This window comes from Bacillus sp. AFS012607 (assembly GCF_002558005.1).
Taxonomy (GTDB): Bacteria; Bacillota; Bacilli; order Bacillales; family Bacillaceae_G; genus Bacillus_A; species Bacillus_A thuringiensis_S.
Genome location: NZ_NTVM01000007.1, coordinates 64,574 through 86,858, shown reverse-complemented (window position 1 = coordinate 86,858; position 22,285 = coordinate 64,574). Strand labels below are relative to the sequence as shown.

Below are 22,285 nucleotides of genomic sequence, written 5' to 3'. Positions count from 1 at the left end.
ATTTTCACTGCGGTGTATGCATAATTAATACATACATCGGTACAAGTTTGTCTCTTGTTATTCTTTTACATCAAAGCCCACATTCCACTACAAAGTATAACAAGAAGGAGACATGAACATGAATAATCGATTTTTAAAACAACTACAAAACATGAAAATGAACAAAAAAAGTTTAGGAGCTGTAGCATTAACAGCTGGAATTATTAGTACGACACTTATTCCTCAAAATGCTTATGCGCACGGTTTTGTTGAAAAGCCCGGTAGCCGATCCGCTTTATGTAGTCCAACTTATGGTGCGCTAAATGTAAACTGCGGAAGTGTTATGTATGAACCACAAAGTTTAGAAGCTCCAAAAGGGTTCCCACAAGGTGGTCCAGTAGATGGACAAATTGCTTCAGCAGGCGGAAAATTTGGTGGTATTTTAGATCAACAAACAGCAAATCGTTGGTTTAAAAATACAATCACTGGTGGGGAAAATACATTTACTTGGAAGTATACTGCGCCTCACTTAACGAGTAAGTGGCATTACTATATTACTAAAAAAGGATGGAATCCAAATAAAGCGCTAACAAGAGCAGATTTTGAACCAATTGGAACTGTGCAACACGATGGTTCTGCAGCTTCAAATAATTTAACTCATAAAATTAATGTACCTACTGATCGTAGTGGATATCATGTGATTTTAGCAGTATGGGATGTAGCTGATACAGCAAATGCATTCTATAATGTAATTGATGTTAATCTTATTAATGATGTGAAACCAGACATAGAAGCGCCAAGTATTCCAAATGGACTTCAGACGAAAAAAGTAACAGCGAATAGTGTAGAACTAACATGGAACTCTTCTACGGATAATGTAGGGGTAAAAGGATATCAAATCTTCCGTAACGGAGAGATGATCGATACAATACTAGGCACTCATTTTATTGATAAGAAATTACAACCAAGCACAGAATACTCTTATACTGTAAAAGCAATTGACGCAGCTGGAAATGTATCGAAAGAAAGTACAGCGCTTACAGTAAAAACAACAGTTGCGACTCCTGATACAGAAGCACCAACACAACCAAAAGGATTACATAGTATGGGAACGACAGCATCAAGTGTGGATTTAATGTGGAGTCCATCTGACGATAACATTGGTGTAGACCATTATGATATTTATAGAGAAATAGAAGGATTAATGAAAAAGATTGCAACATCCAATACAACTTCTTATATGGATAAAAATCTGCTTGCTAATACTACTTATAAATATGTAGTGAAAGCTGTTGATGTAGCTGGAAATGAATCCGTACAGAGTGATATATTCACAATTACTACAAAAGCTGAAAGCGCTTCATATGAAGCGTGGGATGCAAAAAAAGCATATAAAAAGGGAGATAGAGTTCTACACGAAGGAAAAGTATATGAAGCAGTCCAGAGTTATCAAGGAAATGGTGATCCAAACTGGATTTATGCATTATCATTATGGAAAACAGTGTAAGCTTTACCTAGGCATGAACTAAGAGATGATGGGCTTTGATGCAAAAGGGAATCTTGAGAATTCGCTTTTCTATTTATAAAAAAGACGACGTATTCAGCGTCGTCTTTTTTTCTAAATTTTACTTCCCTTCATTCAATGATGATAAGTCCCGTAATTAATTAAACTAAAGTGTTATTTTAATAAAATAGCGGGAAAAGGAGAGATTTATAGAAAAATCGTTGTGTATGATTCTAAAATGTTTTTGAAAATGTATGGAGTGAAATAAAAAGAACCCTTTGTAAAACGGGTTCTTTTGGTGCGTTAATCTATTAATTACAATCTTGATGATATTCATCACATGAATCTTTATTATCGTTACAGCAAATACAAAATGTTTTTTGCACAAATAAACTAACTATACTAGTAGGGCCTTCCTGTTTCGTAAAAGTAAGACTTTGAAAATCTTCAACTTGAAATATTTTTGTTTGAACAGGTTGTAATGTTGTAGTAATTGGGCGGCTAGATTTTCTTGTTAGAATAGTTACTTGAACGGGTGCACTCATCCCGACAACGAATAACTGAATTAATGTTTTATTATGATTGTTTGTGAAATCCTCAAATACAGTTTGTGGAGCGGTGGTTTCAAGGAAAACAGATAAAGGTATATTTCCATTTGCATTTTCTTCAGAACCAGTTATCGTATGAGTTTCAATAAAACAGTTATTTTTTTGATCGTTCGAATACGATTGGTTTTTATAATATTTTTTACCATCTTTATAAAAATAATTAGCCATAATTATTTTGCTCTCCTTTCTTTGGAATATCAATATATAGTATTAATTAAAAGGAAAGAGTGCTTGTACTAAAGAATAATATCCGCTCTTGAAAATAATTGAAAAAACAATTTGATATGCATACTATTTGAGAATGTTGTAGTTTCTAACTAAAAATAAGCACACATTAAAGTGTGCTCTAGATAAGAAAGGTAAGAATCTTATGAATGGAGAATCTCCATTCAATAACATATGCTTGTCAAATTTTAAGGTGAAAACTTTTTAACAAGAAAGTTATTCAGAAAATTTTCCTGTGATGATAAAATTATATTTTTGATTTTAAATGTTTGGAATTATGGATGTCGAGATGGATTTTTAAAAAAATTATAGAAATTTAATTTTACTATAAATAAAGGAGCAGTTAGCCAAGTTTAACTAATCGATATATAGATATTATATTGAGTTATGTATTGTATTCGAGGAGGAATAAAGAATGTGTACGTATTGGGAAACGTATTTAGAGAATTCTCCGAGAAGCAAGAAAAAAATAAATGAGCCGTTAGCAAAAGCTAACGGCAAACAGGGATGTCACACTAGATGTATTTATAATATTAAAGAAATATTGATTTTTATTCAAATGGAGAGAAGTAGGCTATTAACATGGAGATGCATAAATTCATATCCTGTAAGTAGTAAATTAATGACGGGATAGATTGAAAATGGATGATCCGATTAAGGAGATAGTTGGTGCTTGGTTTGTTGCAGTAGGGACAATTATTGCTGCGGTTGGTAGTACACCTTTTAAAAAATTGAATGACGAATTAAGAAGAGATTTAAACGTATGGGGGAATGTATTACAGGCAACAGGGAACGGCCTAGAAGCTGATGGACAAGGGGAAATATCTCTTGAAAAAATCGGTAATGAAATCCAATCAATTGGTAATGTAACGGTTTTAACAGGACTCATTATAGAATTTGAAGATAATACACAAAAAAAAGTAGTGATTGCAGGGAATTGGATTCAAGCATTAGGTGGTATTACATCAATAGGTGGTGAATTAGAGGATAGTTCCGACATAGATGAATCGTATAACATTGTTGGGAATGTGTTACAAGCGACTGGAAATTCATTACAGGCAATAGGTGGAATAGATGAATTGAAAGCTAGTCGGGATAAAGTGGAAGAAATTTCGGAAGGAAATGAGGAGGATGGACAGATTATAGTGATTACGGGGAGCTGGATTCAAGCGGTTGGTTCAGTAGTTTCATTAATCGGTCAAATAAGAGAAGAAAGACAAGAGATTTTAGACAACAATTCATAGTGAGTTTAATAAAATATTCTTTTTAAAGTGAAAGCAAACAGAATATAGTGCGAATAGAAAACTAGAGAATGCCAATTTCATTAAGGGTGTTTTAAGACTATGTATGCTAGGTTCTTTGCTTTCAAGTTAAAAGTTCTTTCATTGGAATATTCACTAAAGAGACTTTCAAGTGAATAAGATACAGAGAGGTGACTATATGAATAAACAATATAGTCACCTTTCTATTATGATAACATTTTCGTCATAAGTATATGTGGAATGCTATCTTCCATGAATATATCAGAAGAAGTTTGATAGCCTAATTTTTTATAAAATCCTTCAGCTTGTGTTTGACCGTGTAGCTTCACTTTTGTAACTTGTTCGTTACGAGCAATTTCTTCTAACGTTTGAATGATAACTTTACCTAATCCGTATGTACGATAATCTTTTAAAATACAAATACGTTCTAATTTTCCGACACCATCAACAAATCGTATACGCCCTGTGCCTACAGGAAACTCATGATAATAAACTAAAATATGTTTACATTGCTCTCCGATTTCATCGAATATATCGAATTCATCTGCAAGAGGGACACCTTGTTCTTTTACAAATACTTCTTTTCGAATGTGAAAGGCAGTTTCTAAATCAGTAAGTTCTGTTATAAGTTTGGATTGCAAAATGTTCAGTCCTTTCTAGTGTAATCAGCTTGTGTTTTCATAGTATATCATAATAAAGTGCTATTAAGAGAAGATGAACATACTAAAAAGCCAACTTTAAAAAGTCAGCTTTTATTACAATTCCTTTATCCCATTTTTAGTGCAGATAATTGCTTTACTCGTCATACTTATAAACAATCCTGTTTCAACTACACCAGTAATCATTTTTAATTGGGTGTGTAAATGGGCAGGATTAGAAATATGATTAGAGAATATACAATCGATAATCATGTTATTGTTATCGGTTATATAGGTTTCATTATTTTTCAAACGTAATGTTGTTTGACACCCTAAAGACTGAATTTTATTTTCGGTTTGTTTCCATGAAAAAGGGATGATTTCAACAGGTAATGGAAAATTACCTAAATGTGTTACAAGTTTCGATTCATCAGCAATGATAATTAGTTCTTTAGAGGAAGAGGCAACGATTTTTTCACGAAGTAATGCACCACCACCGCCTTTTATAAGTTGTAAATTTGAATCGATTTCATCCGCTCCATCAATTGTAAGATCAAGACTTTGTACGTCGTTTAACGAAATTAGGGGGATATTTAGTTGCTGTGCTAATGCTTCAGTTTCCTTTGATGTCGGTACAGCTTGAAATGATAATCCTTCTTTTACATACTCACCTAATTTTTGTATTGTCCAATATACAGTAGAACCTGTACCAAGCCCAATCTTCATGCCATCATTTACAAAGTTAGCAGCATATTCGCCAGCGAGTTGTTTTAAATTCATCGCTTTACTCCGCCGGACGTGGCCCAGCATCAAGACTTGAATTTTCAACTGTAAGTACCGGACGAACGACTATATCTTTATGTACACGCATTTGACAAGATAATCGTAAATGATCTTCAATCCCTTTTTCCGTCATTGCATGTTTCTCATTCGCACTCGCTTCACAGAAATCACCTGCTAGTATTTCTACTCTACAAGTCGTGCAACGTGCATTCCCGCCGCAACGATGGAGAATGTTGACACCGCTATCTTCAATTGCTAATACTAACTTTGTTCCTTCTTTCACATCAAAAGTTCCCGCACCTTCAATTGTTAATTTTGGCAAATTTGTTCCTCCTCACGTAAAATTGTACATAACATATTTATGACCGCGAATTCTTGAACATAAACATTATTTTTTTATACCCCCGTAACTTTTTTAAATGTAGAATCGTTTATTAAGTAAGCGCTGAAAAGGAGTGGTTATTTTGTGCACAAAAGTAACTCATGTTTTAAAGAATCATATCGATATGAATCATTCAAATATAAATTTTTTAATTGAACAATATGGAGAGCTAAAAAGATACTGTACTTTTTTAACGAAAAACAAATGGGATGGGGAAGATCTCGCCCAAGAAACGGTGTGTAAAGTGCTTCAAAAATATAGAAATAAAGATATTTGTATGACACTCGTCTATAAAATAGCTAGAAATCGTTGGTTAGATCAGATGAAGTCTAAGTCTGTTCATGAAAAAATAAGAGAACAAATCACTGTTGAAGAACCACATGAGAACATTGCAGATTTGCATGAAATGGTAGGGAAAGTATTGTCTTCATTAAATGTACAGCAATCCGCAATTTTATTATTAAAAGATGTTTTTCAATATAGTATCGCTGATATTGCTAAATTGTGTTCTGTATCAGAAGGTGCAGTGAAAGCTTCTTTATTTCGGAGTAGAAATAGGCTGAAAACTGTAAGTGAAGAAGGGATCGAGATAGTCGAATTCACAGAGGATATTGAAGTTGTTGTAACGTCTATTCGTGAGGAAAGACCGGAATTGTTAACGAAACTTCTTCCGACAATAGATTTTACTAAGTTACCATCTAAACAGCCAGTCTTATTATTTAGTGTAAAAGAACCTTCTTCCTACAGTTGTATGCTTTGCGTTGCATAACAAGTATTGGGGGGATTTAAAATGAATGCAATTCCATATGTAGTAGAACAAACAAAATTAGGAGAACGTTCCTATGATATATATTCAAGGCTATTAAAAGACCGCATTATTATTATCGGTTCAGAAATTAATGATCAAGTAGCGAGTAGTGTCGTAGCTCAACTATTATTTTTAGAAGCAGAAGATGCAGAAAAAGATATATATTTATATATCAATAGCCCAGGAGGTTCAACGACAGCAGGTTTTGCAATATTAGATACGATGAATTTAATTAAACCAGATGTACAAACGCTATGCATGGGTTTTGCGGCATCATTTGGTGCATTGTTATTATTATCAGGAGCAAAAGGAAAACGGTTTGCGCTCCCTAACAGTGAAATTATGATTCATCAGCCGCTTGGTGGTGCACAGGGGCAAGCAACAGAAATTGAAATAACAGCAAAAAGGATATTAAAGTTAAAGCATGATATTAATAAAATGATTGCAGAAAAAACAGGCCAACCGATTGAAAGAGTAGCGCATGATACAGAAAGAGATTATTTTATGACCGCAGAAGAAGCTAAGGAATATGGAATTGTAGATGATGTTGTTACGAAAAAATAAGATGAAAAAGGCTAGAGGATAGGTTAATTCTCTAGCCTTTTTATTAATCTTTTACCCATTCATCAACTAATGCTTGATTTTTTTTAATCCATTTTCGCGCAGCTTCTTCAGGATCTTTTGTTTTATTTAACATGACCATTAACGTACCAAGTTGTTCATCGGTCATTTTCCATTTATCAAAGTATTTTATAACATCTGGGTGATCTTTTTCGAAACCTTTACGAACGGAGTAATAAATGTCATCTTTTTCACCATATACTTTCTTAGGGTCTTTTAAATATTTTAAGTCAAATTCTGAAAAACCCCAATGCGGATTCCAAAGCGTAACAGCGATTGGTTTCTTTTTCGTATATGCTTTCTTTAATTCACTCATCATCGCAGCTTCTGAGGATTGGACAAGTTTTAGTTTTATATCATATTCTTTCATTGCTTTATTCGTTAAATTCATAAGACTACTACCAGGTTCGATACCGACAATTTTATTATCTAATTCATCTTTATGAGCATTTAAGTCTTCAATACTGTTAATATTTTTCACATAGGAAGGTACGACTAGACCAAGTCCAGTACCTTCGTACCATTTTGATTTTAAGACAATATCATCTTTATAACGATCGTTTAGCGGCTTATCCGTAACGGGTAGCCATACTTCTAAATTCGCATCAACATCACCACGAGCGACACCAGTCCAAATTGCGGCTTTTTCTAAATACATGAGCTCAACTTTGTAGCCTTTTTCTTCTAATAAAACTTTCCACATGTTTGCAGTTGCAATATTTTCTTTCCAACTTGTTACACCAAGTTTAATTTTTCCTTTCGAATTTGCATTTGTTGCATTACATGAAGTGAAAATCATAGTAATAAATAATGCAAGGCATATAAACCAAATTTTCTTTCGCATCGAAAACCTCCTAAGTAGTGTTTGCCTTATAAAATAAATGTATAAGTAAGCATTCTTATTATGAACGGAAACGAGAATTTTAAAGAAATCTTATGAATGTCATTTTTATGTAATATTTCTTTGCAAAATCGCAACACTATGTGAATAGATGGGTAGAAAAGGAGTAGTGACATGGATAATACAAAGGTGCGTGTTGAAAACGTAACAAAAGTATTCGGGAAACATCCGCAAAGAGCCCTTTCTTTATTAAAAGAGGGGAAAAGCAAATCGGAAATTTTAAAAGAGACAGGAATGAACGTTGGTGTAAAAAAAGCAACGTTTGAGGTATACTCTGGAGAAATTTTCGTTATTATGGGTTTGTCTGGTAGCGGGAAATCTACGCTAGTTCGTATGTTAAATCAATTGATTAAACCAACTGCAGGTCATATATACATAGATGGTGAAGACATCGCAACGATGGGAAAAGAAGAGTTACGGAGAGTAAGAAGAACGAAAATGAGTATGGTATTTCAGAAGTTCGCTCTATTTCCGCATCGTACGGTTATACAAAATGTTGCATATGGTTTAGAAATACAAGGGGTTTCGGTAGAAGAGCGAGAGAAAAAAGCGTTAGAATCGCTACAGTTAGTAGGACTCGATCATCATAAAGATAATTATCCAAGTCAACTTAGTGGTGGTATGCAGCAGCGCGTTGGAATCGCAAGAGCACTAACGAATAATCCAGATGTATTACTAATGGACGAGTCATTCAGTGCATTAGATCCACTTATTCGAAAAGAAATGCAAGATGAATTGTTAGAGTTACAAGATAAAATGGAAAAAACGATTATATTTATTACACATGATTTAGATGAAGCGCTTCGAATTGGGGATCGTATCGCATTAATGAAAGATGGAGAAATTGTCCAAATTGGAACGCCAGAAGAAATTATGATGAGCCCCGCTAATGAATTCGTAGAAAAGTTTGTTGCGGATGTGAATTTAGGAAAAGTAATTACAGCGGAATCTATATTAAAACGACCAGAAACTTTATTAATTGATCGTGGACCACGTGTAGCCCTTCAAATTATGAGGAATGCAGGTGTTTCAACTGTATATGTTGTCAATAAAAAGTATGAGTTTTTAGGTATATTAACCGCGGATGATGCGAGTAAAGCAGTTCAAAAACAATGGCCGATTGCTGATTTATTACTTAATGATATTCCGCATGTGTATTTAGATACTTTACTGGAAGAGACATATGCAAAAATGGCGGAGATGAAATATCCGTTACCAGTAATCGATGAGAAGAAAAGGCTAAGAGGAATTATTAAACGTGAAAGTGTCATTCAAGCTCTTGCAGGAAACATTGAGGAAGAGGTGAAAGACGATGAATAATATACCACGTATTCCTTTAGGAGAATGGGTCGACTCATTTGTTGCAAGTTTATATGAGCACCTTGAAGGCATATTCCGAGGTTTCTCTTATATTATCGGCGGATTCGTTGATTTACTCACTAATTTTTTAACAATAATACCGGCCATATTGATGATTATTATCCTTTGTTTCCTCATTTGGTACACAACGAGAAAAGTATCATTAATTATTTTTACACTAATCGGCTTATTGTTTATTTTAAATATTAACTACTGGGCACAAACGATGCAAACATTAGCACTCGTACTTACGTCTGTTATTATTTCAATTATTGTCGGAATTCCAATTGGAATATTAGCATCTCAAAATGAACGTTTTTCAAAATTTTTAAAACCAACATTAGATTTTATGCAAACAATGCCGGCATTCGTATACCTCATTCCAGCGATTACATTTTTCGGAGTTGGTGTAGTACCTGGAATTATTGCATCGGTAATCTTTGCAATGCCACCTACAATTCGTTTTACTGACTTAGGAATTAGACAAGTTCCAGAAGATTTAATTGAAGCAGCGAATGCATTTGGATCCACAGCATCACAAAAACTATTTAAAGTACAATTACCACTTGCAACCGGAACGATTATGGCTGGTGTGAACCAAAGCATTATGCTTTCGTTATCAATGGTTGTAACAGCGTCACTTGTAGGAGCTCCTGGGCTTGGAGTTGATGTATATCGCTCGGTAACACAAGTTAATATCGGAATGGGATTTGAAGCTGGATTAGCTATCGTAGTAATCGCAATTATATTAGACCGAATTACACAAGGGTTCCATACGAAAAGAAAATAATGACCAAAAAACACACTTTTATACTACAAAGTGTGTTTTTTATTGCATCCAGTTTACATACGAACGATAACAGAACCTCCAGCTGGTGCACAAACTTGGTTTTGCTGTTGTTCCATGGATTTAATTAATTGATTATTTTCTTCGATTAATGAGATTAATTTAGCTAACTGACTTTCAAGGCTAGCGATGCGCGGCATCATATATTGTGAATCATGATGCAATGTATTCCTTACAGGATGGGGGGAATAAACATACTGTTGATTTATATTTGGATTCCAATGAGGATGCATTTGAATCGTTCCTCCTTCAATAAATTACGGATCTTTCTTATAGTAAATGCCTATATATATTTAATGGTTACTTGAAATTTTTTTCATTATAAAAGGAGTATGTACAGAAAATGGAAAATATTATATATGAAGTTAAAGTGCTTTTTTTGAAAAGATTCAAGCGAGATAGTGCGTATATTAATACATTTAAGTGAATGCATGTTGTTTAGGGAGAAATGATGGGAGGAGATGCAATTTTGGCTAAAAATAAAAAAAGAAATGATGCTTTGGCAATAGGTGTCGGTATAGGGGTTGTAATCGGTGTATTTCAAGGGCACTTTACAAATAATTTAGTAATCGGAATTGTGATTGGGATTATAATTGGGATTGCGTTTTTGAAGAAATAATGAGGTGTAAATTCATTTCAAAGTTGTAGTATCAAAAGAATGAATATTCTGAATGTTAAACCTGTTTTTCCTTTTTTTGTGATATTATATATGAAAAGGATGGTGATGGATATGTCAACAAACAATCAAGTAGAACAAAACTGCTTCATTTGCGAAAAACATAAAGGAAATATTATAGTTCCAGGTGGAGCTATTTACGAAGATGAACTCGTTTACGTTGGACATGTCTACTGGGATAGTGAAGAAACATACCTAGGTTATGTAATGATAGATATAAAAAGACATGTACCTGGCCTTGCTGAACTAACAGATGAAGAAGCGAAAGCGTTAGGACTTATAACAAGTAGAGTAAGTAAAGCGCTAAAAGAAAGCGAAGGTGCAGAGCATATTTACACTTTTGTTTCAGGAAATGGTGTACCACATATGCATATGCACATTATTCCACGTTATCCCAATACACCAAAAGAATTTTGGTCACCAACCGAAGTAGCGAAATGGACTGGTGCACCATATGGTGATGAAGAGAAAATAAAAAAACTATGCGAAAGAATACGTAAGTATATGGTAAATGAGTATGCATACAACAAATAATACACAATATTCATGGGTTGGAAATATAGAAATGTGTTTAGGAGAAATTTCAGTTAAGCAATATGGTGATATTGTACTTGGTAAATATGGCGGGAATATAAGTGCTGGAGCGAAAAAGAATGAAGATGGTGCATTAGTTTGGTCAAATGGTGAATGGGAATTTGCAGCTATATTAGATGGACATAATAGTGCAGAAAGTGTTGATTTAGTAGTAAATACAATCGAAAAAGAATATGAAAATATAAGAATAATTTTGAATGAACCAATTGATACAGTATTTCAGTATGTTGAAAATCATATACTTACAATTTTTCAGTCATCTTCATTTAAGGAAAAGTGCAAAAGAATACAAGGTGAAACAGCTTGCTTACTATGTGTAAGAAAAGAAAATTATATATGGTGGCTTTCTATTGGTGATTGTTTAGTGTATGTATTTCATGAAGAGTTACATAAGTTAGGACAATATGCATTAAATCAACGTCATTTTTACGAATGGATTGGAAATGTAAACACATTTGATTTACCTGTTCCTTGTTATTCATCAGGTATTCGTGAATTACGTACTGGAAAGAACCGAATTGTAATGGTGACAGATGGAGTATTAGAATGCGGGGAACGCCGATATGAAACGCCAGTAAATCTGTATAATAATATGAATAGAAATAATAAAAAACTTGAAGAAAGTGTTCATCATGTATTAGAACATGTTCATCATCAATTCGGACGAGATAGTGCGACCATTATTAGTTGGGATGTTGAAAATAAAGATAATGCTACGTATCCGAGTAATCAGCCGGAGAAAAGGTAAAGGAGGAGGCCTTTCTGTTTCTTTTGAAACTAATTGTCTTATTGTTATGGATTATAATTTTAATTTTTTTAGAAAAAATCGTGAGGAAGAAGTTAAATATACTGAGACAAACAGGATGGAATAGTAAATATGTCAGTCAATCACATAAATGGGGACAATGGATCATCATTATTTCTTATGTAGTACTTATGATGATAGGTTCAATTTGGAATCCAATATACATGACTTATATACCAATTTTCTTTTTTATGACGTTGTACATTTTTCAAGGATATATGCAGTGGAAATATGATAGTAAAGCAAAAGAATATATTATTTCGTTTGGAATTGTTCCGTTATTAATAATTACAGGTATTATTTTGAATGTATTCTATAATACGTATTGGTGATGGATGGTCATACAAATAAAGGGTGAGAAAATGATAAGACCACATTTACGGGCTGAAGTAATGATTGTAAACGACGAACATTCAAAAGTACTAGTACAATGTGATGAAAACGAATCATTTTATCGTTTTCCAGGTGGCTCTATTGAATTTGGTGAAACGTCAAAAGAAGCAATAATTCGAGAGTTAATAGAAGAATACGATTTGAAAGTTCATGTTCAAGAGTTAGCAATTGTAAATGAACATATTTTTGAGTGGGGCAACGAAAATGGTCATCATTGTACATTGATACATTGGGGGACTGTTGAAAAAATCATTACAAATGAAATAAGGCATAAAGAGCATGAGGATATTATATTAATTTGGAAAAGTCTAGAGGAATTACAGGAGAAGCCGACATATCCTGAAGGCATCATAAGTTATTTAGAAGGGGATAACCGTAATATAGTCCAATTTATTTCAAGTAATTAAATGAAATAATAGGAGGGGTGAAAATGGGAGCTTCTACTTTTGGGATTATAACTATTGTTTTTTGTATAGCTGTCTACTTTCTCGATAAGTTTTTAAGAAAAAAATTGAATATGCCCAAGGGTGGTTTTTGGGGATATAAGAAACATGTAAATAGTTTACATAAAAAATTGGAAATAGGACTACTTTTTATTTATTTAATAACTAGCTTTATATTTATCTTTAAATTTGAAAGTGTTAATATCGCTTATGTCATTTTTACTTATTTAGGTGGGACGTTAATCTTAAGAGCATTGATGGAATGGAAGTATGATAAAGAATCGAAAGAATATATATTTTCGGTAATTGGGGTATTCACGTTTATTTTTATGACTTCGATACTATTTTACTTCTTTCCACCTGCTGTATAATAAAAAAATTGATAGTATAAATAATAAGATAACTAACGAATAAGAAACCATTTACTTAGGAATAAACGATTTCTTATTCTGTGTATGAAATTCTGTCTTTTTCATTCAATCATTTATTTTAGCTAGTATAAATGTAATGAAATTTGTTTTGTCCTCCGCATACTTATGTTTATCAGTAGGATTAGCTTGTGAAAGTTGAATTTTTAATTGTTCATACTGTATACGAGATGTTTTATTGTCTATTAAGTAATCTCGAAATTGTAATTGTTCTATTAAATATTTATTTCCTTGTTCATACATATGAATTTGATGAGTTCGTGGCTCTCCTTTATTAAAATAGTATCTTTCAGGCAATACATCTTTTCTGTATTTATAATTTAGTAGTTCCAACTTTGCGATACATTGTATGCCAACTGCATTATCTTTTAGTTCTATTGCTATATCAATAATTGGCTTTGCACTTAAATGTGGAATAGAAGTACTACCAATATGGTGTATCGCTAAAATATGTTCGCCAATTTGTTCCTCAATAATTTATTTCTCTTTTATAAACTCAATTTCCCATTCTTCAGTCCACGGCACTAAAAACACTTTCCCATACGGTAAACCTAACATTTAATTAGCACCTCTTTCAAAATAGTTTTCAAAAAGTTTATTACATTTTCTTAAAGCTTCTCAAAACAAGGTGTTCCCACAATCTCCAAGGAAGAATCTTCTTCGTAAAGATCATAAATTTTACACCTTTTCCAATAGGATATCGTAAAGTAGTACGCTTTGTTTCAGCAATTTCAACGATTTTATTAGCAACATCTATCGGATTACCAAATGTATCACTACCGCTATTAATATGTTTTTGTATTTTATCCATATATTCTTTGTAAGGAGATGTTGTATCAGATTGGTTTTCAGCTAGTTGTTTACCAACCTCCCATATATTTGTGTTGTAAGAACCAGGTTCAATTAAAGCGACGTCTATTCCGAAAGGTTTTAATTCTAAGCGAAGCGATTCACTCCAGCCTTCTAATGCATATTTTGAAGATACATAAGGAGATAAACCAGGAAATCCAACTTGGCCGCTAATGCTGCTTATATTAATGATTTTTCCGCTTCTTTTTTCTCTCATATATGGTAAAACAAGCTGAGTGATTGATATAGATCCAAAAAGGTTCGTTTCAAATTGCTTTCGATATTCGTCTACTGGGATTTCTTCTACAAAGCCCCCATTTGCATATCCTGCGTTATTTATAAGGAGATCTATTCTATTAATTTCTTTTAAAAACAATTGAAAATTATGTATAGAATTTTGATCTGTTACATCTAATTGTTGAACTTTTATATTGTGCTGTAAGTTCAGTTTAGTAACTTGAGATAGTAAGGTTTCTTGTTTTTCTAGGTTTCGCATTGTAGCGATAACTAAATAGTCTTTTTTCGCAAGTTCAAGCGATGTTAATAGGCCGAATCCACTTGAAGCCCCAGTAATAATTGCAATTTTTTTATTCATTGTTCGCTCGCTTTCTTTTTCTTTTATCATAACGAGTTATGATAAGAAAATCTATTATTCTTACATTTAGTATGAAATCAATTTGTATGTAAAAAAAGGGGATCATAGGGAATCAGCGTATATAGAGTAGTGTATATTAATATGATAATGAAATGAGGGAAGAAAAATGGTCCATGTAAAAGCTGTATTAGCAGATCAGCTATTAGCGAATGCAAATGATCCCAGTTGGTATATGCCATTTTCAGATGCAGTTAAGGATTTATCTGAGAGGGAAGCTTTCTGGAAACCGAATGAAGAGAGTAATAGTATAGCTGAAATCGTACAACATTTACTGTATTGGAACTCTACGTGGCAAACTAGGTATAAAGAATCAAATGTGAATGCAGTACCCGCTATAGGAGATAACAACAAAAGTTTTATGCTCTCAGATAATCAAACTTTCGATGAATTACGGGAAAAACTACTAGAAAAACTGTTACAATGGCAAAATCTCATAAATGAAGAAAAGGTTGAAAGTGATGTAGTGGGATTTCCTGTTTCTGCAAAGTGGTGGGAAGTGCTAGCGAATGTAACAACTCATAATGCATATCATATTGGTCAAATTATTTACATCCGAAAATTACAGAAGAGCTTTGATAATGAATAAAGTATCAATTCTCTTATTAAGGGAACAAAAGTGGACAAAAAGAGACAAACGTCTCATTTTGTCCACTTTTTTATTGTTAAAAGATAGAGAAAACCTATTAAAACAAGGATTCGAAATTGGCACAATACTTGCAATATAAAAGAAGAACAAGAAAATAGGAGGGCTGGACATGTTAAAAACAACTGAAAGTAAAGGGAATGAAATTACGAAAGAACAAGCTCGTTGGATGTACGAAAAAATGTTAGAAATTCGTAAGTTTGAAGATAAGGTGCATGAATTGTTCGCGCAAGGCGTTTTGCCAGGTTTCGTTCATTTATACGCAGGTGAAGAAGCGGTAGCAGTTGGTGTATGTGCCCACTTAACGGATAGTGACAGTATTACAAGTACACATAGAGGTCATGGACATTGTATCGCAAAAGGTTGTGATTTAAATGGTATGATGGCTGAACTTTTCGGGAAAGCGACAGGATTATGTAAAGGTAAAGGCGGTTCCATGCATATTGCCGATTTAGATAAAGGAATGCTTGGTGCGAATGGCATTGTAGGCGGGGGTTTCCCACTTGCTTGCGGTTCAGCATTAACAGCTAAATATAAAGGAACAAAAGATGTAAGTGTTTGCTTCTTCGGTGACGGAGCAAATAATGAAGGAACATTCCATGAAGGGGTTAATTTAGCGGCGATTTGGAAGTTACCAGTTATTTTTATTGCAGAAAATAATGGTTACGGTGAAGCAACTACATTTGAATATGCTTCAAGTTGTGATTCTATCGCTGATCGCGCAAAAGCTTATAATATTCCAGGTGTTCAAGTAGATGGAAAAGATCTTCTAGCTGTATATAAAGCTGCTGCAGAAGCAGTTGAACGTGCGCGTAATGGTGATGGTCCAACAATTATTGAATGTATGACATATCGTAATTATGGTCATTTCGAAGGTGAAGCGCAAACATATAAAACATCAGAAGAAAAAGAAGAACATTTAAACGAAAAAGATGCAATTGTGAATTTCCGTAAGCATTTAATTCATGAAGGTTTATTAACAGAATCTGAACTTGTTGATATGGAAAAAGCAGTAGATGATGCAGTACAAAGATCCATTGAATTTAGTGAAAATAGTCCATACCCAGACGATGAAGAATTATTAAAAGATGTATACGTTTCTTACAAATAAGAGGAGGGTGAAAAATTATGACTAGAACAGTAAGTATGTCAACTGCAATTAATGAAGCGATGAAAATCTCAATGCGTCGTGATGAAAATGTAATTTTAATAGGTGAAGATGTTGCAGGCGGTGCACAAGTTGATCACCTGCAAGATGATGAAGCTTGGGGTGGTGTTCTTGGTGTTACGAAAGGACTTGTACAAGAGTTTGGCCGAAATCGTATATTGGATACACCAATTTCTGAAGCGGGTTATATGGGAGCTGCGATGGCAGCTGCTGCAACTGGGTTACGTCCGATAGCTGAGTTAATGTTTAATGATTTTATCGGTAGTTGTCTTGACCAAGTATTAAACCAAGGTGCGAAATTCCGTTATATGTTTGGAGGTAAAGCAAAAGTACCCGTTACAGTACGTACGATGCATGGCGCTGGTTTTAGTGCAGCAGCTCAACATTCGCAAAGTTTGTACGCATTATTTACGAGCATACCAGGTATTAAAGTTGTTGTTCCTTCCACACCGTATGATGCAAAAGGCTTATTATTAGCGGCAATTGAAGATGATGATCCAGTAATCTTCTTTGAGGATAAAACACTTTACAATATGAAAGGTGAAGTGCCAGAAGGATACTATACAATTCCATTAGGAAAAGCAGATATTAAACGGGAAGGTTCTGATGTAACAATTGTCGCAATCGGAAAGCAAGTTCATACAGCGCTTGCAGCTGCAAAGCAATTATCGAAAAAGGGGCTTGAAGTAGAAGTAATTGATCCACGATCTTTATCACCGCTTGATGAAGATACTATTTTATCATCTGTTGAAAAAACAAATCGTCTTATCGTCATTGACGAAGCGAATCCTAGATGTAGTATTGCAACAGATATTGCGGCAATTGTAGCGGATAAAGGTTTTGATTTGTTAGATGCACCTATTAAACGAATTACAGCACCACATACACCTGTTCCGTTCTCGCCACCACTTGAAAAGTTGTATTTGCCAACGCCAGAAAAAGTAATTGAAACTGTATCAGAAATGATTGGAGACCAATCTTTATTACATGTGTAATAAAACGATGAGAAGGGAGAGAGACACATGGCTGTAGAAGTTGTAATGCCGAAGTTAGGTATGGCGATGAAAGAAGGTATTATTACGAACTGGAATATTAAAGCAGGCGATAATGTAGCAAAAGGAGAACTAATTGCTAGTATTAATTCAGAAAAAATTGAAACGGAAATTGAAGCGCCAGCTGATGGTACGGTACTTGATATAGCTGTAAGTGAAGATGAAGGAGTGCCGCCTGGTACTGTAATTTGCTACATCGGTAAACCGAATGAAAAGGTAGAAATGCAGGAAAGCACACATGTTGTAGAAGAAAAAACATCTAATATAGAAGTACAAAATGTACAAAATCAAGAAGCAAATGGGAAAGAAGTATCGAAGCAAAGAATTAAAATTTCACCTGTAGCCAAGAAAATTGCAAAGTCTGAAAATCTGGATATCAAGGCATTAGTTGGTACAGGTCCTGGCGGAAGGATTACAAAGGCAGATGTATTAAAAGTACTTGAGGTAAGAGTAAACGTTCCGGAAATATCTGAACGAGAAGAAAGTAAAGTGATTCCTGTTACTGGTATGCGTAAAGCAATCGCAAATCGTATGCACGCAAGCTTACAAAATAGCGCACAATTAACGTTAACGATGAAAGTAGATGTAACAGATTTAGTTGCTTTACATAAAGAAATAGCGGAAGTTGTACAAAAAAGATATGATAATAAATTAACTATTACGGATTTCGTCTCGCATGCTGTTGTATTAGCACTTGGAGAGCATAAAGAAATGAACAGCGCTTATATAGATGATGCAATTCATCAATTTGAACATGTGCATTTAGGCATGGCAGTCGCATTAGAAAAAGGGTTAGTCGTTCCAGCTATTCGCTTTGCAAATAATTTATCTTTAGTAGAGTTGTCTAAAGAGATTAAGAATGTGGTACAAAAGGCACGAGCAGGTAGCTTAAGTAGTGATGATATGCACGGAACGACATTTACAATTAGTAATTTAGGTAGCTTTGGTATTGAATATTTCACACCTGTATTAAATACACCTGAAACTGGTATTTTAGGTGTAGGTGCAATTGAACATGTTCCTGTATTTAAAGGGAAAAAATTAAGAAAAGGAAGTATGTTACCTTTAAGTTTAACATTCGATCATCGTGTATTAGACGGTGCACCAGCAGCTGCATTTTTACGCACAATTAAATATTATTTAGAAGAACCTATAACAATTCTTTTATAAAGAGAAGGTGAGAGAATGGGTAAATTAGTTGTTATTGGGGGCGGACCTGCTGGCTATGTAGCAGCAATTACCGCGGCTCAAAATGGCAAAGATGTCACTCTTATTGATGAAGCTGACCTTGGCGGAACATGTTTAAATGTTGGGTGTATGCCTACGAAATCACTGTTAGAAAGTGCTGAAGTACATGACATTGTGAGAAAAGCGAATGATTATGGAGTTACGATTAATACAGAAAATATCTCAATTGATTGGGTTCAAATACAGGCGAGGAAATCACAAATCGTAAAGCAACTCGTCCAAGGAATACAATATTTAATGAAGAAAAATAAAATTAAAGTTGTAAAAGGAAAAGCGAAATTCGAAACGGATCATCGTGTGCGAGTTGTACAAGGAAATAAAGAAGAAGTAATTGATGGAGGGAGCTTTATTATTGCAGCTGGTTCCGAACCTACAGAATTACCATTCGCTCCGTTCGATGGAAAATGGATTTTAAATAGTAGCCATGCAATGTCTCTTGAGAGTGTACCATCTTCATTGTTAATCGTTGGCGGTGGTGTAATAGGATGTGAGTTTGCAAGTATTTATAGTAGACTCGGCACAAAAGTATCGATAGTTGAGATGGCACCGCAATTACTACCTGGTGAAGATGAAGATATCGCGAATACTTTAAGAGAGAAATTAGAAAAAGATGGTGTGGAAATTTTTACGGGAGCAGTTTTAAAAGGTTTAAATAACTATAAGAAGCAAGCTTCATTTGAATACGAGGGAATTACTCACGAAGTAACTCCAGAATTTATTCTTGTTTCTGTAGGAAGAAAACCACGAGTGCAACAATTAGGATTAGAAAAGGCAGGAGTTCAGTTTTCAAATAAAGGGATTGCTGTGAATGAACATATGCAAACGAACGTATCACATATTTACGCAGTTGGTGATGTGATCGGTGGAATTCAGCTTGCTCACGTTGCCTTCCATGAAGGAACGACAGCAGCATTACACGCAAGCGGAGAAGACGTGAAAGTAAATTATCACGCTGTTCCCCGTTGTATATACACAGCTCCAGAAATAGCTAGTGTCGGGTTAAGTGAAAAAGGTGCAAGAGAACAATATGGTGATATTCTCATTGGAGAATTCCATTTTACAGCGAACGGAAAAGCTCTTATTTTAGGAGAACAAACGGGTAAAGTAAAAGTCATTGTGGAACCTAAATACCAAGAAATTGTAGGGATTTCTATTATCGGTCCTCATGCAACTGAACTTATTGGTCAAGGGACCGTAATGATTCATACAGAAGTTACCGCTGATATAATGAGAGATTATATTGCAGCGCATCCAACCTTATCTGAAGCGATTCATGAAGCATTATTGCAAGCTGTAGGACAGGCTGTACATGCTTAAATCGAATTATAATAAACCACTATTCTCTAAATGAATGAGAGAATAGTGGTTTGAATTTTTATAGAAGAAATTAAATCCTCTATTACTTTTTAATGTCAATAGCTGAAGTTTTATCGTTCCATTCAGGAGCTAAATTAGCAGTTTTACCGTACCAATCAGCGTGTTTAAATAAAACGCCTTTTCCATATCCTTGTGTTGAAGTGTGTTCCCAAAGTGTTGTTGAATAACTTGCAGAAGGCGACGCTGTACTTACAGAAGAAATTCTGTCATTCCAGCTAGATGGTAAGTTTTTAAAGCCACTGCTCCAGTAAATATATTGGCCACCTTTATCTTTATGTTCATAAAAATCAGTACTACCAGCACCACTACCTAAAGGATTAATATTATTTTTAATTGCTTTTTTATCCTTTGCAATATACGCATCCAATGTTTCGCGGCTAGTAAAACCATAAGCTAGCCAATCTCCATTTTCATTTTGCTTAGGTAATACCATAGTAATTTGGATATCTTTCTTATCCTGATCACTTAATTTTGCAAATGAATTAACATTTTGTTCATCCACTTTTAAATAATCAAATGACTTAATTGTGTTACTTTTTTCCTCAGCGCTTACTGCACCTAGTCCTCCAGTTAATGCAAAACCCGCTACTAATGTCCCTGCTACTAATTTCTTCAACATATAACCATCCCTTTTTGTTTGAATTTTTGTACAGGTGAATCTTGTACAGCTAAAATGTATTCTAATTTTATACTTTTGTAAATATTCTGAAGTTTTATAAATAATAGGCGGAATATTTACATTTTTACATTATTTCTTTAGAAAAAATGGTTATTGGAATGATATAATAAGTGGATGTATTGCTTTTACTGGATGTAAAGATATTTTAGGAGAGGTGTCATTGAAATATTTTACAAGAGAATGGTATAAAAAAATGCAAGTTTTAGAATTTGTAAGTTTTATAGAGTCTATAAAAGAATGGTCGGAAATGGATATACAAAGTTTAAAGGAAGAAATAGAGGAAAGGAAAATAGATTTATTAAAATTCCTTCCTGAATCGATATACTCAATTATACAAAACATAACAATTAATTCAGAATACCCATCAGGTGAACTGAAAAAACTTATGCAAGAGTGGACAACAGATTATGAGAAAAGAATGGCACAATTAGATCAATCATACGTAGAATATTTTAATTCCATTGAGAAAAAACTTCCGTCAAATGTCGCTCAGTTACACAAGACATCACTACACGATAGTGTAATTAAAGTAATAAAGAGAGAATCAGAAGATACTTTGTCTATCGTATTAGATTGCAGTGGTACTTTTAGTGAATTTGATAAACTTGAAGTAACCTTTATAGGAGTAACAAAGTGTTCTATGCAGGAAAACTTTGACAGTTCTTGGTGGCTATATCATGAAATAGCTCTTACTGAAGATGGTTTTGAACTAGGTGTTTTATTTGACTCTCCATTTAGAGAAGTGACGATTTGCGCAGCAGATGTATTACTTGTGAAGAAATAATGTTGTATGGAGTATTACAAACGTTTGACATAATAAAAAAATAAAGTTATTGTAGATACATGGAGTCTACAATAGGAGCTGTACTATGAAATATTCTAAAGCTACAAATTATGCTCTTCATACAATGCTTTTTCTGGCAAAGGCCACACCAAATAAGTTAGTTAGTGTTTACCAATTAGCAGAAATGCAAAATGTTTCACCAACGTACTTGTCTAAAATACTAACTAAGTTGACGAAGGAAGGGATGATACACTCATCATCTGGTCCAAAGGGCGGTTACTCGCTTAGTAAGAATTGGGAAGATATTTCATTTTTAGATATTATACATGCAATTGAAGGCAAAACATCATTGTTTGACTGTTGTTTACATGACAAACCTGGATGTTTAATTAATGAGGCAATGCTCGCAGCAGAAGAGAAAATGGAAGAAGAGTTAAGAAATCAAAAAATCGTAGATCTTGCGAAAAAAATAAAAGTGGATTTTTAATCTGCTTTTATTTTTAAATTAATTAAGGATAAAAAGGCTCTTTAATATCTTTAATTGTAGTTAGAAAATGATATGAAGAAGGAGAGA

Annotated in this window: 28 protein-coding genes and 1 pseudogene; 20 read left to right on the top strand and 9 right to left on the bottom strand. The window is 33.9% G+C overall.

Going from position 1 to position 22,285, the window contains the following annotated elements:
* The first annotated feature begins 118 nt into the window (after positions 1-118).
* A complete protein-coding gene (locus tag CN409_RS08070; RefSeq protein ID WP_001065141.1) occupies positions 119-1,486 on the top strand; it encodes a lytic polysaccharide monooxygenase in 1,368 nt (455 codons plus the stop codon).
* A gap of 308 nt (positions 1,487-1,794) precedes the next feature.
* On the opposite strand, the gene CN409_RS08065 is transcribed toward CN409_RS08070, so the two are convergent.
* A complete protein-coding gene (locus tag CN409_RS08065) occupies positions 1,795-2,259 on the bottom strand; it encodes a hypothetical protein (protein WP_000024965.1) in 465 nt (154 codons plus the stop codon).
* A 472-nt stretch (positions 2,260-2,731) separates the two neighbouring features.
* Here CN409_RS08065 and CN409_RS08060 point away from each other — a divergent pair, with 472 nt between their 5' ends.
* Entirely contained in the window at positions 2,732-2,950 is a 219-nt protein-coding gene (locus CN409_RS08060; protein ID WP_000337734.1) for a hypothetical protein, read from the top strand.
* A gap of 7 nt (positions 2,951-2,957) precedes the next feature.
* Positions 2,958-3,560: a DUF6944 family repetitive protein gene (locus tag CN409_RS08055; RefSeq protein ID WP_000342605.1), complete on the top strand. Its 603-nt coding sequence runs from the start codon at positions 2,958-2,960 to the stop codon at positions 3,558-3,560.
* 224 nt (positions 3,561-3,784) lie between these two features.
* Here CN409_RS08055 and CN409_RS08050 read toward each other — a convergent pair whose 3' ends face one another.
* The 3 genes from CN409_RS08050 to CN409_RS08040 form a co-directional block, all read right to left on the bottom strand.
* Positions 3,785-4,219 carry a GNAT family N-acetyltransferase gene (locus tag CN409_RS08050; RefSeq protein ID WP_001190875.1) on the bottom strand — a complete coding sequence of 145 codons (435 nt, stop codon included), beginning with the start codon at positions 4,217-4,219 and terminating at the stop codon, positions 3,785-3,787.
* Positions 4,220-4,333: 114 nt separating this feature from the next.
* Positions 4,334-4,996 carry a ribose 5-phosphate isomerase A gene (rpiA, locus tag CN409_RS08045; RefSeq protein WP_001049995.1) on the bottom strand — a complete coding sequence of 221 codons (663 nt, stop codon included), beginning with the start codon at positions 4,994-4,996 and terminating at the stop codon, positions 4,334-4,336.
* A gap of 4 nt (positions 4,997-5,000) precedes the next feature.
* Positions 5,001-5,321 carry a 2Fe-2S iron-sulfur cluster-binding protein gene (locus tag CN409_RS08040; RefSeq protein WP_001125391.1) on the bottom strand — a complete coding sequence of 107 codons (321 nt, stop codon included), beginning with the start codon at positions 5,319-5,321 and terminating at the stop codon, positions 5,001-5,003.
* A gap of 142 nt (positions 5,322-5,463) precedes the next feature.
* On the opposite strand from CN409_RS08040, the gene CN409_RS08035 reads away from it, so the two are divergent.
* Together CN409_RS08035 and clpP are read left to right on the top strand one after the other, a co-directional pair.
* Positions 5,464-6,150, top strand: coding sequence for an RNA polymerase subunit sigma-70 (locus tag CN409_RS08035; protein ID WP_000337517.1), 687 nt, complete (start codon positions 5,464-5,466; stop codon positions 6,148-6,150).
* Between the two features lie 21 nt (positions 6,151-6,171).
* Positions 6,172-6,753: an ATP-dependent Clp endopeptidase proteolytic subunit ClpP gene (gene clpP, locus CN409_RS08030; protein ID WP_000991620.1), complete on the top strand. Its 582-nt coding sequence runs from the start codon at positions 6,172-6,174 to the stop codon at positions 6,751-6,753.
* 43 nt (positions 6,754-6,796) lie between these two features.
* Here the strand turns inward: clpP and CN409_RS08025 are convergent, their stop codons facing one another.
* Positions 6,797-7,654, bottom strand: coding sequence for a glycine betaine ABC transporter substrate-binding protein (locus CN409_RS08025; protein ID WP_001227626.1), 858 nt, complete (start codon positions 7,652-7,654; stop codon positions 6,797-6,799).
* A 171-nt stretch (positions 7,655-7,825) separates the two neighbouring features.
* Between CN409_RS08025 and CN409_RS08020 the strand changes: the two genes are divergently transcribed.
* Positions 7,826-9,031, top strand: a complete 1,206-nt coding sequence (locus tag CN409_RS08020; protein ID WP_000370608.1) for a quaternary amine ABC transporter ATP-binding protein — start codon at positions 7,826-7,828, stop codon at positions 9,029-9,031.
* Positions 9,024-9,860: an ABC transporter permease gene (locus CN409_RS08015; protein WP_001059837.1), complete on the top strand. Its 837-nt coding sequence runs from the start codon at positions 9,024-9,026 to the stop codon at positions 9,858-9,860. Before CN409_RS08020 ends, CN409_RS08015 begins: the two co-directional genes overlap by 8 nt.
* Before the next feature lie 53 nt (positions 9,861-9,913).
* Here CN409_RS08015 and CN409_RS31370 read toward each other — a convergent pair whose 3' ends face one another.
* Positions 9,914-10,150, bottom strand: coding sequence for a hypothetical protein (locus tag CN409_RS31370; protein ID WP_000553346.1), 237 nt, complete (start codon positions 10,148-10,150; stop codon positions 9,914-9,916).
* A 218-nt stretch (positions 10,151-10,368) separates the two neighbouring features.
* Here CN409_RS31370 and CN409_RS08005 point away from each other — a divergent pair, with 218 nt between their 5' ends.
* The 6 genes from CN409_RS08005 to CN409_RS07980 all read left to right on the top strand — a co-directional run bounded on the left by CN409_RS08005 (position 10,369) and on the right by CN409_RS07980 (position 13,199).
* Positions 10,369-10,536: a glycine zipper domain-containing protein gene (locus CN409_RS08005; protein WP_000508401.1), complete on the top strand. Its 168-nt coding sequence runs from the start codon at positions 10,369-10,371 to the stop codon at positions 10,534-10,536.
* Between the two features lie 90 nt (positions 10,537-10,626).
* Positions 10,627-11,127, top strand: a complete 501-nt coding sequence (locus tag CN409_RS08000; RefSeq protein WP_057187477.1) for an HIT family protein — start codon at positions 10,627-10,629, stop codon at positions 11,125-11,127.
* Entirely contained in the window at positions 11,111-11,935 is an 825-nt protein-coding gene (locus CN409_RS07995) for a PP2C family serine/threonine-protein phosphatase (protein WP_140161798.1), read from the top strand. Before CN409_RS08000 ends, CN409_RS07995 begins: the two co-directional genes overlap by 17 nt.
* Positions 11,936-11,958: 23 nt before the next feature.
* Positions 11,959-12,324, top strand: coding sequence for a DUF4181 domain-containing protein (locus CN409_RS07990; RefSeq protein ID WP_086390580.1), 366 nt, complete (start codon positions 11,959-11,961; stop codon positions 12,322-12,324).
* A 30-nt stretch (positions 12,325-12,354) separates the two neighbouring features.
* The gene (locus CN409_RS07985; RefSeq protein ID WP_086390579.1) at positions 12,355-12,792 is read left to right on the top strand and encodes an NUDIX domain-containing protein; all 438 of its coding nucleotides are present in this window, start codon (positions 12,355-12,357) and stop codon (positions 12,790-12,792) included.
* Positions 12,793-12,815: 23 nt separating this feature from the next.
* Positions 12,816-13,199, top strand: coding sequence for a DUF4181 domain-containing protein (locus CN409_RS07980; protein ID WP_000501282.1), 384 nt, complete (start codon positions 12,816-12,818; stop codon positions 13,197-13,199).
* Between the two features lie 105 nt (positions 13,200-13,304).
* Here the strand turns inward: CN409_RS07980 and CN409_RS07975 are convergent.
* Together CN409_RS07975 and CN409_RS07970 are read right to left on the bottom strand one after the other, a co-directional pair.
* Positions 13,305-13,814, bottom strand: a pseudogene (locus tag CN409_RS07975) (GrpB family protein).
* Between the two features lie 40 nt (positions 13,815-13,854).
* Positions 13,855-14,700 carry an oxidoreductase gene (locus tag CN409_RS07970; RefSeq protein WP_016098615.1) on the bottom strand — a complete coding sequence of 282 codons (846 nt, stop codon included), beginning with the start codon at positions 14,698-14,700 and terminating at the stop codon, positions 13,855-13,857.
* Positions 14,701-14,866: 166 nt separating this feature from the next.
* Here CN409_RS07970 and CN409_RS07965 point away from each other — a divergent pair, with 166 nt between their 5' ends.
* From CN409_RS07965 to lpdA, 5 genes are all read left to right on the top strand, one after another.
* The gene (locus CN409_RS07965; RefSeq protein WP_000233778.1) at positions 14,867-15,346 is read left to right on the top strand and encodes a DinB family protein; all 480 of its coding nucleotides are present in this window, start codon (positions 14,867-14,869) and stop codon (positions 15,344-15,346) included.
* A gap of 169 nt (positions 15,347-15,515) precedes the next feature.
* Positions 15,516-16,514 carry an acetoin:2,6-dichlorophenolindophenol oxidoreductase subunit alpha gene (gene acoA, locus CN409_RS07960; protein WP_000921275.1) on the top strand — a complete coding sequence of 333 codons (999 nt, stop codon included), beginning with the start codon at positions 15,516-15,518 and terminating at the stop codon, positions 16,512-16,514.
* A 17-nt stretch (positions 16,515-16,531) separates the two neighbouring features.
* Positions 16,532-17,566 (top strand): acetoin:2,6-dichlorophenolindophenol oxidoreductase subunit beta, encoded by a 1,035-nt coding sequence (acoB, locus tag CN409_RS07955; RefSeq protein WP_000198898.1) that lies wholly within the window; start codon positions 16,532-16,534, stop codon positions 17,564-17,566.
* 27 nt (positions 17,567-17,593) lie between these two features.
* Positions 17,594-18,793, top strand: coding sequence for a dihydrolipoamide acetyltransferase family protein (locus CN409_RS07950; protein WP_086390577.1), 1,200 nt, complete (start codon positions 17,594-17,596; stop codon positions 18,791-18,793).
* Positions 18,794-18,808: 15 nt separating this feature from the next.
* Positions 18,809-20,188: a dihydrolipoyl dehydrogenase gene (lpdA, locus tag CN409_RS07945; protein WP_086390576.1), complete on the top strand. Its 1,380-nt coding sequence runs from the start codon at positions 18,809-18,811 to the stop codon at positions 20,186-20,188.
* Positions 20,189-20,270: 82 nt separating this feature from the next.
* Here the strand turns inward: lpdA and CN409_RS07940 are convergent, their stop codons facing one another.
* Positions 20,271-20,867 carry a hypothetical protein gene (locus CN409_RS07940; RefSeq protein ID WP_000914437.1) on the bottom strand — a complete coding sequence of 199 codons (597 nt, stop codon included), beginning with the start codon at positions 20,865-20,867 and terminating at the stop codon, positions 20,271-20,273.
* Positions 20,868-21,087: 220 nt separating this feature from the next.
* Between CN409_RS07940 and CN409_RS07935 the strand changes: the two genes are divergently transcribed.
* Both CN409_RS07935 and CN409_RS07930 read left to right on the top strand, forming a co-directional pair.
* On the top strand, positions 21,088-21,711 hold the full coding sequence (locus CN409_RS07935; RefSeq protein WP_086390575.1) for a DUF4085 domain-containing protein: 624 nt from the start codon (positions 21,088-21,090) through the stop codon (positions 21,709-21,711).
* 85 nt (positions 21,712-21,796) lie between these two features.
* Positions 21,797-22,198, top strand: coding sequence for an Rrf2 family transcriptional regulator (locus tag CN409_RS07930; RefSeq protein ID WP_000877653.1), 402 nt, complete (start codon positions 21,797-21,799; stop codon positions 22,196-22,198).
* Positions 22,199-22,285: the final 87 nt, after the last annotated feature.

What these genes read in the sequence shown, in the direction of transcription:
- CN409_RS08070 (WP_001065141.1), top strand. Translation starts at nt 119, where the DNA reads ATGAATAATCGATTTTTAAAACAACTACAAAACATGAAAATGAACAAA.
- CN409_RS08065 (WP_000024965.1), bottom strand. Translation starts at nt 2,259, where the DNA reads ATGGCTAATTATTTTTATAAAGATGGTAAAAAATATTATAAAAACCAA.
- CN409_RS08060 (WP_000337734.1), top strand. Translation starts at nt 2,732, where the DNA reads ATGTGTACGTATTGGGAAACGTATTTAGAGAATTCTCCGAGAAGCAAG.
- CN409_RS08055 (WP_000342605.1), top strand. Translation starts at nt 2,958, where the DNA reads ATGGATGATCCGATTAAGGAGATAGTTGGTGCTTGGTTTGTTGCAGTA.
- rpiA (WP_001049995.1), bottom strand. Translation starts at nt 4,996, where the DNA reads ATGAATTTAAAACAACTCGCTGGCGAATATGCTGCTAACTTTGTAAAT.
- clpP (WP_000991620.1), top strand. Translation starts at nt 6,172, where the DNA reads ATGAATGCAATTCCATATGTAGTAGAACAAACAAAATTAGGAGAACGT.
- CN409_RS08025 (WP_001227626.1), bottom strand. Translation starts at nt 7,654, where the DNA reads ATGCGAAAGAAAATTTGGTTTATATGCCTTGCATTATTTATTACTATG.
- CN409_RS08020 (WP_000370608.1), top strand. Translation starts at nt 7,826, where the DNA reads ATGGATAATACAAAGGTGCGTGTTGAAAACGTAACAAAAGTATTCGGG.
- CN409_RS08015 (WP_001059837.1), top strand. Translation starts at nt 9,024, where the DNA reads ATGAATAATATACCACGTATTCCTTTAGGAGAATGGGTCGACTCATTT.
- CN409_RS31370 (WP_000553346.1), bottom strand. Translation starts at nt 10,150, where the DNA reads ATGCATCCTCATTGGAATCCAAATATAAATCAACAGTATGTTTATTCC.
- CN409_RS08005 (WP_000508401.1), top strand. Translation starts at nt 10,369, where the DNA reads ATGGGAGGAGATGCAATTTTGGCTAAAAATAAAAAAAGAAATGATGCT.
- CN409_RS08000 (WP_057187477.1), top strand. Translation starts at nt 10,627, where the DNA reads ATGAAAAGGATGGTGATGGATATGTCAACAAACAATCAAGTAGAACAA.
- CN409_RS07995 (WP_140161798.1), top strand. Translation starts at nt 11,111, where the DNA reads ATGCATACAACAAATAATACACAATATTCATGGGTTGGAAATATAGAA.
- CN409_RS07985 (WP_086390579.1), top strand. Translation starts at nt 12,355, where the DNA reads ATGATAAGACCACATTTACGGGCTGAAGTAATGATTGTAAACGACGAA.
- CN409_RS07980 (WP_000501282.1), top strand. Translation starts at nt 12,816, where the DNA reads ATGGGAGCTTCTACTTTTGGGATTATAACTATTGTTTTTTGTATAGCT.
- CN409_RS07970 (WP_016098615.1), bottom strand. Translation starts at nt 14,700, where the DNA reads ATGAATAAAAAAATTGCAATTATTACTGGGGCTTCAAGTGGATTCGGC.
- CN409_RS07965 (WP_000233778.1), top strand. Translation starts at nt 14,867, where the DNA reads ATGGTCCATGTAAAAGCTGTATTAGCAGATCAGCTATTAGCGAATGCA.
- acoA (WP_000921275.1), top strand. Translation starts at nt 15,516, where the DNA reads ATGTTAAAAACAACTGAAAGTAAAGGGAATGAAATTACGAAAGAACAA.
- acoB (WP_000198898.1), top strand. Translation starts at nt 16,532, where the DNA reads ATGACTAGAACAGTAAGTATGTCAACTGCAATTAATGAAGCGATGAAA.
- CN409_RS07950 (WP_086390577.1), top strand. Translation starts at nt 17,594, where the DNA reads ATGGCTGTAGAAGTTGTAATGCCGAAGTTAGGTATGGCGATGAAAGAA.
- lpdA (WP_086390576.1), top strand. Translation starts at nt 18,809, where the DNA reads ATGGGTAAATTAGTTGTTATTGGGGGCGGACCTGCTGGCTATGTAGCA.
- CN409_RS07940 (WP_000914437.1), bottom strand. Translation starts at nt 20,867, where the DNA reads ATGTTGAAGAAATTAGTAGCAGGGACATTAGTAGCGGGTTTTGCATTA.
- CN409_RS07930 (WP_000877653.1), top strand. Translation starts at nt 21,797, where the DNA reads ATGAAATATTCTAAAGCTACAAATTATGCTCTTCATACAATGCTTTTT.